Source organism: Enterococcus sp. AZ120 (assembly GCF_050546165.1).
Lineage (GTDB): Bacteria > Bacillota > Bacilli > Lactobacillales > Enterococcaceae > Enterococcus > Enterococcus faecalis.
The window spans coordinates 1,635,144-1,646,435 of record NZ_CP172950.1; the positions used below are offsets into that span (position 1 = coordinate 1,635,144).

The following is an 11,292-nucleotide window of genomic DNA, read 5'->3' on the forward strand; positions in this document are numbered from 1 at the left end:
GTTCTCACCTCTAAATTAATAACTTGGATACGCAATCCATTGTTCTTTTTCTGTTTCTGCCACTTTTTTAATCATCGCTTCAAAATCTGCTGGCTCCCAATGCAATTCAAAAACTTCCGCTGTTTCATCTGATAAAAAGTCTAACAAATCACTTTGCCCTTCATCTAAAACCACTTTTAAATAGTGAATGAATCCGTCTAAAACTGCTTTGCGTAGCCCTTTTTTTCCTTCATAAGGAATTGTGACTAAATACTCTTCGTCATCAACGACAGACTTTTGCGGATTGTAAAATAACAAACCATCTTCAAATTCAATGAATTCTTCTTCTGAAAGCGTACCATCAACATCATCAATCGCCACTTGCTCATTGTTTTCTGCATATAAACGAACAATGACTTCGATGGTATGGTTTTTGCGATCCCAATCAAGGCCTACTTCGTAATCTCCTAAGTGTTTTTCAAGTCGTTCCTCTAAGTATGTGAGCATTGTTGCTTTTTTCATTTTCTTCATCCTTCCAGCCAAAATCTATTTGGTCTACTGCTGTTCTTTTTTGTTTAGAAATATATGGATTGCCAGCCACGACGTATCTTAAAGGCAACTCTGTCCAACGACCTTTATTGGGAATTCCAATTCGTGGTAGTGCCTCAATTTTTTTCGGGAATTTTCGTTTTTCTGGCACGAGCCGTAACGAACTAGAAAAAATCGACTGCCCATATAATTGCTTATCAATTCCTAAGGCTGCAACTAATTTACCTGGTCCATTGGTCAATTCCACGCCTTGACGTCCTTGGCGATTTTCAATCATTTTGTCGACACCTTCAACAGGTTCAATCGCGCGGATCATCACCCCTTGTGGTTTGCCTTGTTCTTGTGTCACCATATTTAAAATTAAATGCGTGTGCATAGTATATAAATAAATCGTACCTGGTTTGTCATACATGGCTTGTAAGCGTGGCGTTTTTCTCAAGCCAAAGCTATGGGCCGCCTCATCATCAGGACCTAAATAAGCTTCTGCATCCACAATGTACCCACCTAAAACGCCTGTTGCTGTTTCGTGCTCTAAATACATCCCTAACAAGTATTGTGCCACTTCTTCAGTTGTTTTTGTGTTAAAGATATTTATCGTTTCTTTCATTTCTTTCACCACTCCCTATCATACACGAAACCTTCCGCTATATCCATCTAAAACCCAAAAAACCACCAAAAAGCGAATGTACGTTCTTTATGTTATAATAAGATGATTATGAAAAAGGAGGTCCTTTTATGCAACAACCTTTAGCCTATCGAATGCGACCTCGTCACTTAGACGAAGTAGTTGGTCAACAACATTTAGTCGGCCCTGGTAAAATTATTCGTCGGATGGTCGAAGCCAAAATGCTTTCATCGATGATTCTTTATGGGCCGCCTGGCACTGGAAAAACCAGTATTGCCAGCGCAATCGCTGGTTCAACAAATTATGCCTTTCGCATGTTGAACGCGGCCACAGACACCAAAAAAGATTTACAAATCGTTGCTGAAGAAGCCAAAATGAGTGGCACAGTGATTTTACTGCTTGATGAAATTCACCGATTAGATAAAACAAAACAAGATTTTTTGCTCCCTCATTTAGAAAACGGACGAATTATTATGATTGGAGCCACTACCGAAAATCCATATATTACAATTAACCCTGCGATTCGTAGTCGCACGCAAATTTTTGAAGTAAAGCCCTTAACAGAAACAGACATTCAGCAAGCGATTCAAGAAGCCTTAACCGATAGCACACGTGGCTTAGGCGATTATCCCGTCTACTTAGAAGAAAAAGCATTACAACATTTGACACGCGCAACGAACGGTGACTTACGTAGTGCGCTAAATGGACTAGAATTAGCTGTTAAATCAACACCAAAAAATGAACAAGGCGAAATTAAGATCACCTTACCGATTATTGAAGAGTGCGTGCAACGAAAAGCCTTAACGCATGATAAAGATGGCGATGCCCATTATGACGTGATTTCCGCTTTCCAAAAGTCGATTCGAGGAAGCGATGTAGATGCTGCACTTCATTATTTGGGTCGCTTAGTTGAAGCAGGTGATTTACCGATTATTTGTCGTCGTTTAATGGTCATTGCTTACGAGGATATCGGTCTTGGGAATCCTGCGGCCGCCGCTCGGACGGTCACCGCTGTTCAAGCCGCCGAAAAGCTAGGGTTTCCAGAAGCTAGGATTCCTCTAGCTAGTGTCGTCATTGATTTATGTTTATCGCCAAAATCAAATTCTGCAGTCACAGCGATTGATGCTGCTTTGGCAGATATTCGACAAGGCTCTGTGGGAGATGTTCCTGATCATTTACGTGATGCCCACTATGCTGGAGCCAAAGAATTAAACCGTGGCATTGGTTATCAATACCCACATAATTTTGAAAACGGTTGGGTCAATCAGCAATACTTACCTGACAAATTAAAAGAGGCACGTTATTACGAACCGATTGATATTGGTAAATATGAACAAGCCTTACATCAGCAACTCAAGCGTATCCAAGAATGGAAACAGAAAAAATAACAAAATAATACGCTTTCAAAAAAAGAAACAATCTCGTTGCCGATTTTGAGAGAGTATGCTATTATAAAGATGGTAAATCTGTGATGTACGCGTTGTCCTTTCACTGTGTTGACCGAACATTTTTATTGATATCTAGGGATCCTGCTTGTATCAAAGTTGGTAACATGCCTTTTCTTTTGGTAGTTCAATACTGCGATCGAGGAACCCACCTGCTTATCTTGCGGGTTCAATACTCTAGGACGATTACCGGCATCGACGGATTTTACCATTTTTATGTAGATTTCTAAACAATTTGCTCTGGCAAGTTGTTTTTTTTTGGAGGACAAGATGATTCGTATACTCGTACTATTACTCGCCGTTGTCACAGGCGTAGCCAGTTATTATTTGATGAAGAAAAGTGCAGCTTTTTTACCACTCTTAAAAAAAGAAACTGCAACAGAAAGTCAACAGTTTATCGAACGTTTTGGGCGTTATTACTTGATTATCGCCATTCTAGGTGTTCTAGCGGCTATTTTTAATCGCCCGTTATTGTCAATTGGTTTTATCTTTTTTGTTTTATTACTTTCAACGTTGTTTAGTTTAACTTTTGCAAAAAAAATGTCATAAAAGACGATGAATTTAAAGAGGTCGGGACAGAAGTGTTTAACTCCGAGAAATAAGAAGGAATTTCCGAAAATTGTTCTTTAATTTTTGGAGAATTTCGGCTTATTTCCGAAGGAGTTGCTTCTGTTTCCGCCGTTTATCAATTTTTAAGCCTGGGACAAAAATCCAAAGTGATTTTTGTCCCAGGTTCTTTTTTTACAAAAAAAATGCCAATATTCAGAAAAAAAAGAAGCGGTTTCAGTTTCTTTTTTTCTTTGTTTGTTTTACAATTATTATAGAAACAATTAATGATTTTTTTTACGCTGAAAGGAGCGGTTATTATGTTACAACAATATCAAAAAATTATGATAGCAATCGATGGTTCTGACGAAGCAGACTTAGCCTTTAAAAAAGCGGTCAACGTCGCTAAACGAAACGATGCTGAATTACTATTAGCACATGTTGTTGATACGCGCTCTTTCCAATCAGTGTCCTCTTTTGATGGTGCGCTAGCAGAAGAAGCAATGTCAATGGCAAAAGAAACCTTAGACACCTACCAACAACAAGCGGTGGATATGGGACAAACAAAAGTCTCTAGCGTTCTAGCCTATGGTTCTCCTAAGAACATTATTGCCAAAGAATTACCAAAAGAATACAACATTGATTTAATTATGTTAGGAGCAACTGGATTAAATGCCGTTGAGCGTTTATTTATTGGCTCTGTCTCTGAATCAGTTATCCGTAATGCTAGTTGCGATGTTCTCGTTGTACGGACGGATTTAGACAACAAATTACCAAAAAATGAAGAAAAATAAAGAATAAAAAGAAACTGAGCCAACTATCACTTTTGATAGTTGGCTCAGTTTCTTCTTATTTACCTATTAAGCACACCTTGTGAGAGCATCTCACAAGGTGTGTTCGTTTAATTATTTTAGACGTTCTACGTCACGGGCAATCATTAACTCTTCATCAGTTGGTACTAATAGAAGCTTGATTTTTGAATCATCAGTTGAGATAACTGCTTCTTCACCGTGTACATTATTTTTGTCATCATCGATTTCACAACCAAACCAAGTCATGCCATCAATAATATCTTTACGAACGCCAACTGCATTTTCACCGATTCCAGCAGTAAAGACAATCGCATCAACGCCATTCATAACAGTGACATAGCTACCAATGTATTTACGAATACGATCGATAAAAATGTTGTATGCTGTTTGAACTTCAGGTTTATCTAAGTTTGATTGAATATCGCGCATGTCGCTTGATAAACCATTTGTTAAACCTAATAAACCAGATTTTTTGTTTAAAATATCAACCATGTCTTGTACATCAGTCAAGCCAAGTTTTGTCATTAAATAAGGCAATAGTGACGCATCAACATCTCCTGAACGAGTCCCCATTGTAACACCAGCAAGAGGAGTGAAGCCCATCGATGTATCGACTGATTTTCCACCATCAACTGCAGTGATTGAAGCACCATTTCCTAAGTGACAAGTGATAATTTTTAAGTCTTCAATTGGACGACCTAACATTTCTGCAGCACGTTGAGAGACATAACGATGACTTGTTCCATGTGCCCCATATTTACGTGCAGCAAATTTTTCATAGTATTCACGCGGTACACTATATAAATAGTTGTGTTCTGGCATTGTTGTGTGGAACGACGTATCAAAGACTGCCACGCTAATGATTTCTGGTAAGATATGTTTAAATGCTTTAATTCCCATTGCATTCGCTGGGTTGTGTAAAGGTGCTAATTCAGATAAAGCTTCAATTTTTTCTAATACTTCGTCTGTAATAACAACAGAATCTTTAAATTCTTCTCCACCAGCAACTACACGGTGACCAACACCAGTAATTTCATCATAAGAGCCTAAAATGTTTAAGTCGATTAATTGGTCTAGTAACATTTTTACTGCCACTTCATGGTTATCAATATCAACAATTACTTCATATTTTTGTCCTTCACCATATTTAATTGTGAAGATAGAATCTTTTAAGCCAATACGTTCAACGATTCCTTTAGCGATCACTTCTTCATTTGGCATTTGGTATAATTGCCATTTTAAACTTGAACTACCTGCATTAATTGCAATTGTTTTAGACATAATTTTCTCCTCTTCGTTACTATTTTATTTTAAATTTGAAGCTTTCCAAGCTTCAAATTGTTTAAAGAACTCCGTTACTTTATTGATATCTTTCAAAGAGGCAAGTTTTGCTAACAAAACTTCCTTCACTTGCTCAGCATCTGCACCTTTGTTTTGAACAAGCAAGATACTTTTACGTGATTGTTCTGACTTAAACAATTCATCAGGTAACTGTATCATTCCTTGTAAATAGACGTTTTTTGTCAACCAATTTTTAAAGAATTCACTTTGCTCAGTCTCTAAAATATTGGTCGGGATTAAGAATAAGCCAAACCCTGCTGGCTTCACGTATTTCATGGCTTGCTCCATTAATAAATGATGCGCATAACTATGGCCTTCCTCAGCAGCAGCAGCAAATCCCTTTGCTCGCTCATCATTTGGATAGTAGCCAATCGGCAAGTCACTTAATGCTAAATCAACTGGATCCAATAACAAATCTTGCAATCCGTCTTGATGGAACAACTGAATATTGGCTTGTGACCAAGCATTGTTCACAGAAGATACTGCCAAAAGTGTTTCATCGATATCCACACCATAACCAGAAACTTTGTAACCAGCTGTTTCAAGGTTCAGCAGAACCGTTAACAGTAAATTTCCCATTCCTGAAGCAGGATCTAAAATTTTTAATGGCTCTGATTTATTTGTTAATTGTTCTACTAAATAAACAAACAAAAAGCCAATACCGTCTGGCGTCAATTGATGATTTGCTTGAAGCTGCTCTTTTCTCGTTCCTTTTAACAAAAGTAATTGGGACAAGCGTCGCACATCTTCAGGAGCTAAATCAATTTTTTTAATCGTATGATACAGCGTTTCTAATTGTTTCACTGTCTCTGGATTAGGTACTCCGTCAAGTACTCGTACTTGAAAATCATCTAAAATATTTTCACCATTTTCAATATACGCATCTAAAAAAGAAGTATCCAATGACTGTTGCAATAACTGGATTGCTTGTTCCATTGGCTCGAAAGCCTCTTCAATTTTTTCTGGGAACAAATTAGCACCTCTATTCTATTCAAAATGTAACAACTTCCATACCTGTTTTATTTTAACGAAAAAAGAAAGAATAATCAATGCCTTTACTGTCTTTCTTCTAAAATCTAATAATTTGTAGAAAAACAACGCTATTCCAGCATTGTTTCCGCTTTTTTTTGATGAGAAACTCTCTCTTGATATTGGTATTTTCGACCAGATTTGTTTAATAAAACAGTTATTCTTAATTGTTCATTTTTATATGTATAATCGAGGGTTACTTGCTCATACATGAGCTTTTCTTCTGTTTTTAACTTTCGTCTATTTTGTTTAACATCTGCAAGAAATAAATGAAGGATACTTTTCCCTGCATAGTATTCCTGGGTAGCTTGCGTAAATTTTTGTGTTAACTGACGTTCTTCTAGTAACTGAAGGGCGAGAAAACTCATCAAATAAACAAAGGTCATGGCCGTGAACAATAAGTTTCCTGAATATTTTTGCCTCATTAAAATTCTCCCTTTATCGGAAAAAAACTATCAAATGTTTTTTCAGAAGTAAAAGTAACTTCCAAAGTAAACGATTGTCCTTCATTTTTAAACTGTCCATTTTTGATACCAATTAACAGCGGTTGATAGCCTTTACCATTGACTCGCTTAATAATTTTATCTTCTTTGATTTGAATTGAAATAGTCTTGTTTGTTTCTGAGTCGAGGAAAGAAATCTCTTGAGCAGAGCCTGTTTGGAAAACGAGCTTTTGACATTCTTTTTCTAATTGAATTAAAAAAATATGCCAGGATTTCGAATCATTGTTTTTCAAATATTGATTTCCGATAAAACTTTGTTGAATCATCAACTGAAACAATTGACACATACAACTTAAAACGACTAGTGCCACTAAACACTCTAACATTGTAAAACCCGCATATTTTTTATTGACCAATCAAAATCGCTCCTCTTGAATCTGTCACTTTTAGTATCCTTCTTCCCTCGTTCTCCATCAAAGAAAATCGGTAAGTTTCTCCTTGATATATCCGCTCTTTGAAACGTAAATCACCCGTCTGCTCTAAAAATAAAATTGCTTCGTATCCTAGACGAGTGCGCGTTAATTCTTGCTCCCGTTGATAATTTTGCTGAATTAATTGTGTAATAGTCAGGGAGAATATCCCTGCTATCACACATACAATACTAAAACTAACGAGACTCTCTAATAAAATAAAACCGCTATAAATAGTTAATTTTCTTCGTATATTTGCAACTCCCCATCTGAAATTCCATAACAATTTAAGGAACAAAAAAATCATACAATACGCATTAAATAGCTGTTTTGTCATTTTTAATAATCTAAGATATGTAAATAATACCGCAAATCTGTGGTAAATTTTGTGGTAAAAATACACCTATGAGTATTTGACATTTTATTGAGTTTAGAATACGGCTAACTGAATTAGTTTGCCTAGAAGGCGACTACGAAAAAAAAGACCTTATTCTTAAAAGAATGGAGGTCTTTTTTGTATTATAATAATAATCACACCAACTGACTTTTAGACTTTTATTTCAATTTTGTAAGTCAATCGTTAGATATATCAATGGATAAGTAGAATATTTCATTCTATTCTCTTTTTGAGGTGAATACAATGAAAAAAATAATTAAACATTTTATGAAACCTGTTGAAGTTTTTGAAACATTAGATGATGATATTGGGATGTTTTTAATCATTTCTATTTGCACAGCTCTGATCTTTACTTTCTTTAGTAAATAAAAAATGTGTTAAATAAATTCTCAGATACTTTCCGCAGTATATCAAATTGGGAAGTCAAAAATATCTAAAAAGAATTGACTTTTCATACAACGTATTTTTATGGACCATACAGGACTCGAACTGCAGTGCAAAAAAATCAAGCTTTTTTAAGCGGCTTATTTCCTAAACTGAACTGGAGATAAGCCGTTTAATTTTTGCTTAATTCTACTATATGCTATACCAGTAAATATATTCGTGCAAACCCTGAATAAATTGTTTAACAAATTCAAACTAAAATAAAAAACTAAAACAAATTACTACAAAGAAATAATGTCCTTTACTAATTTTGCAAATTCAATATCTCCATTAAATGGATGAACATATTTGTAGACTTCCCCGCCATTTTCTAAAAAATAGTTTCTGTTTTCGTGTTCCAATTCTTCTATTGTTTCTAGACAGTCTACAACAAAACCTGGTGCAACAATTAATATATTTTTAATACCTTTTGATGGTAATTTTTTCAAGGTATCATCAGTTGCTGGTTTTAACCATTCAGATGGCCCAAATTTCGATTGATAGGTTTGATAATAACGAATATCTCCTAATTTATCCATTATTAATTTTGTTGTTTTAGTACATTCCTTCGGGTAGTTATCCCCATCTTTTACATAAGACATAGGAATTCCGTGGTATGAAAAAACGATAGCATCTATTGGACTTTCATTCAAAGCTTCATTTATTTTTTTTGAAAAGTAATCTATATACTGTGGATTATTGTAAAATGATCGAATAAATTTAATATCCACTATCCTATCACTTTTTATAAAATAATTCATAACGGAATCAAACACCGATCCTACCGTTGTCCCAGAGTATTGCGGATACATTGGTATGACATTGAGTTCTTCAATCTCTTTTGATAATAATGTATCTAGAGCAGTTTCTATACTCGGTTCACTATATGACATTCCGATTGTAACTTCCACTTCTGGACATATATTTTTCAAATTTTCCATTTGTTTCTCAGTATATTCCAAAAGAGGAAATCCATTTTCAGTACAAATTTTTTGATAGAGTTTTGCTGATTTTTTTGGACGTATATTCAAGATAATACCGTTCAAAATCGGTTTCCAAATTATAGGATGTATTTTTATTACTCTTTTATCTGATAAAAAAGTTTTTAAATACTTCCTTACTTCCGTCTTGGAAGAATCTTTTGGTGTTCCTAAATTCACTAAGAGAATTCCTGTTCTTTTCAAAATAATTCACTACCTGTCTAATTCTATTATCGACCATGATGAATTCGAACCATCGACCGAATAGTCATGAGCCGTTTGCTCTAACCAGCTGAGCTAATGGTCCAAGTAATAACTAGCTTATTGGGGATAAAATAGTTCTTACTAGTTATAGCTTAATATATAACAATTTTACTTTACTGATTTTCAATTTTCAACAAAAAAACGACCACCTTATTGAGAAAAGGCGGTCTGCGTGAAAAAATAAGAGTTTAAATATGTATAGATATTTTACAATATCTATTTTTTGAGTTCAATATTTTTATGTAAAAAAAGCCGCCTCATTGGGGTAAGGCGACAAGAGGTAGTAATAAAATGAAAAATAAAATTGTTTGGTAAAGATATTTTACCTCTTTCTTTTTTTAATTTCAAGTTTTCATTTTACAAAACAATTGTATTTTATTTATAATTCAAATATACAACTGTATTAAAAACACCTACTAAACATACACAACTTGGGGAAGTATTGTGCGTCTTAAGTAGGTGTTTTCTATATACACAAGATAATTTCGTTTTAACTACTATGATAAATTCGAACCATCAACCTAATGGTCATGAGCCGTATGCTCTAACTAGCTAAGCTAACAATTTTTAAATAAAAAATAACAGATCCTTTAACATGTAAAGAATCTGTTTAGAAAAAAGAGTATGCCATAAATCCTTGTCTTAAGTTTAACACAAAGACCCTAATCTAAACTAGGGTCTTTTTATTGGTACATCGATAATAGTTTCTCATAACTAATTACTGTTTTTTCTTTTTTGTTTTTTGGCTTAGAACTGTCTATAATATTAATTACTGCTGAATTAATTAATAAAACAGCTATTATACCACTTCTAATTTCTTTTCTGTAAATAAATGATACTTTCTGTCCTTCTTCAAACTGTTTACTTTTATCTGATGGTATAACTTCTTTCCATGTTCCAAATCCCATATGATGATCTCCTTTCGTTTTCAACATTCAGAGCCTATCAATTTAATCTTATAAAAAAAACGTTCCAATTAAATTGGAACGTTTTACCAAAACCTTTATTATGCTTTAAAAATATTAACAGCTTGCATACCGCGCTGTCCTTCTTCAATATCAAAAGTTACTGCTTGTCCTTCTTCTAATGACTTAAAACCATCCGCTTGAATTGCTGAAAAATGAGCAAATACATCATTGCCATCTTCACCTGTAATAAATCCAAAACCTTTGTCTGAGTTAAACCACTTTACTGTACCGTTGTTCATATATGTTTCCTCCTTGTGCATACCCTGTATGCGATTTGTTGCAAAAAATGTTTGATAAGCAAAAGGAGAATTATAGTCTTATGTATAGCGCTCTCGTTACATGTCAAAATTGATTACTTATTTATAATACCATACTATTTCCTATAAAGCAAATGAGTATATTAAAACATGATGGACCAATACTATAAAAAGGTTATAATCCATCTACTCTAGACATGAAATATAAATATACGATACAAAAACCCCCTTGCACAATTATGATACAAGGGGCCTGTAGTCTTTTACTACAAGTAATTGCTTTATTATTCTAGCAAATTAGTTTTGTTAATTCAACCAATAAAATCATTCACGACTTATTAACAAAATTGTGTTTGGCTTTAAATTAGAACTGGGATATTAAGGAATATCGCTAAAGTAGCTATACTACACTTTTCCATTTATTTAAAAGGAAACTGTTCTCAAGTAATAGTAGCTTAGAAATAGTCTAATTCTATTTTTATTAGGATAAATTCCGTACACATTATCCTTTTCATAAATTCAAGCTTAACCTTGTTATAAAAAAAGAAAATCGGTTATGATTAACAAGTAAAATCTAAAAAAAACACCTACCGCACAGTCAACTGCTTGGGGAAGTACGTGCATCTGTGGTAGGTGTTTTCTTATGTAATACAATAGCTTTAAACTAAGCTACTTATTAGTAAAATTAAAATGCTCCTACCTAAGAACTTGTCATAAGATAGGAGCACCTCTTTTCTAAATCGAAAAGAGTCATAATATGAAAA

The 11,292-nt window shown here is 34.3% G+C and carries 13 protein-coding genes, 1 tRNA gene and 1 other RNA gene; 4 read left to right on the forward strand and 11 right to left on the reverse strand.

Annotated elements, in window-relative coordinates; translation table 11 throughout:
• Positions 1-15: 15 nt before the first annotated feature.
• Together IGJ46_RS07890 and IGJ46_RS07895 are read right to left on the reverse strand one after the other, a co-directional pair.
• Positions 16-501, reverse strand: coding sequence for a DUF3013 family protein (locus IGJ46_RS07890; RefSeq protein WP_024041449.1), 486 nt, complete (start codon positions 499-501; stop codon positions 16-18).
• Complete coding sequence (locus IGJ46_RS07895; protein WP_002364174.1) at positions 458-1,135, reverse strand: DNA-3-methyladenine glycosylase; 678 nt, start codon at positions 1,133-1,135, stop codon at positions 458-460. Before IGJ46_RS07895 ends, IGJ46_RS07890 begins: the two co-directional genes overlap by 44 nt.
• A 128-nt stretch (positions 1,136-1,263) precedes the next feature.
• Here IGJ46_RS07895 and IGJ46_RS07900 point away from each other — a divergent pair, with 128 nt between their 5' ends.
• The 4 genes from IGJ46_RS07900 (at position 1,264) to IGJ46_RS07915 (ending at position 3,938) form a co-directional block, all read left to right on the forward strand.
• On the forward strand, positions 1,264-2,541 hold the full coding sequence (locus tag IGJ46_RS07900; protein ID WP_078130966.1) for a replication-associated recombination protein A: 1,278 nt from the start codon (positions 1,264-1,266) through the stop codon (positions 2,539-2,541).
• 72 nt (positions 2,542-2,613) lie between these two features.
• Positions 2,614-2,807, forward strand: a non-coding RNA gene (ssrS, locus tag IGJ46_RS07905) — 6S RNA.
• A 61-nt stretch (positions 2,808-2,868) separates the two neighbouring features.
• Positions 2,869-3,147 carry a hypothetical protein gene (locus IGJ46_RS07910; RefSeq protein WP_002380425.1) on the forward strand — a complete coding sequence of 93 codons (279 nt, stop codon included), beginning with the start codon at positions 2,869-2,871 and terminating at the stop codon, positions 3,145-3,147.
• A gap of 317 nt (positions 3,148-3,464) precedes the next feature.
• Entirely contained in the window at positions 3,465-3,938 is a 474-nt protein-coding gene (locus tag IGJ46_RS07915; RefSeq protein ID WP_002357065.1) for a universal stress protein, read from the forward strand.
• Positions 3,939-4,049: 111 nt separating this feature from the next.
• Here IGJ46_RS07915 and IGJ46_RS07920 read toward each other — a convergent pair whose 3' ends face one another.
• From IGJ46_RS07920 to IGJ46_RS07960, 9 genes are all read right to left on the reverse strand, one after another.
• The gene (locus tag IGJ46_RS07920) at positions 4,050-5,237 is read right to left on the reverse strand and encodes an acetate/propionate family kinase (protein WP_002357064.1); all 1,188 of its coding nucleotides are present in this window, start codon (positions 5,235-5,237) and stop codon (positions 4,050-4,052) included.
• A gap of 24 nt (positions 5,238-5,261) precedes the next feature.
• A complete protein-coding gene (locus tag IGJ46_RS07925; protein WP_002357063.1) occupies positions 5,262-6,269 on the reverse strand; it encodes a class I SAM-dependent methyltransferase in 1,008 nt (335 codons plus the stop codon).
• A 128-nt stretch (positions 6,270-6,397) separates the two neighbouring features.
• A complete protein-coding gene (gene comGG / locus IGJ46_RS07930) occupies positions 6,398-6,751 on the reverse strand; it encodes a competence type IV pilus minor pilin ComGG (protein WP_033626584.1) in 354 nt (117 codons plus the stop codon).
• Positions 6,751-7,185, reverse strand: a complete 435-nt coding sequence (gene comGF / locus IGJ46_RS07935) for a competence type IV pilus minor pilin ComGF (protein ID WP_002362055.1) — start codon at positions 7,183-7,185, stop codon at positions 6,751-6,753. The genes comGG and comGF overlap by 1 nt, the downstream gene beginning before the upstream one ends.
• A complete protein-coding gene (locus tag IGJ46_RS07940; RefSeq protein ID WP_002410542.1) occupies positions 7,175-7,576 on the reverse strand; it encodes a type II secretion system protein in 402 nt (133 codons plus the stop codon). The genes comGF and IGJ46_RS07940 overlap by 11 nt, the downstream gene beginning before the upstream one ends.
• 725 nt (positions 7,577-8,301) lie before the next feature.
• Positions 8,302-9,243, reverse strand: coding sequence for a ferrochelatase (gene hemH, locus IGJ46_RS07945; protein ID WP_192211419.1), 942 nt, complete (start codon positions 9,241-9,243; stop codon positions 8,302-8,304).
• A gap of 29 nt (positions 9,244-9,272) precedes the next feature.
• Positions 9,273-9,346, reverse strand: a tRNA-Ile gene (locus tag IGJ46_RS07950).
• A 640-nt stretch (positions 9,347-9,986) separates the two neighbouring features.
• A complete protein-coding gene (locus IGJ46_RS07955; RefSeq protein WP_002364188.1) occupies positions 9,987-10,238 on the reverse strand; it encodes a hypothetical protein in 252 nt (83 codons plus the stop codon).
• Between the two features lie 71 nt (positions 10,239-10,309).
• Positions 10,310-10,510, reverse strand: coding sequence for a cold-shock protein (locus IGJ46_RS07960; protein WP_002357053.1), 201 nt, complete (start codon positions 10,508-10,510; stop codon positions 10,310-10,312).
• Positions 10,511-11,292: the final 782 nt, after the last annotated feature.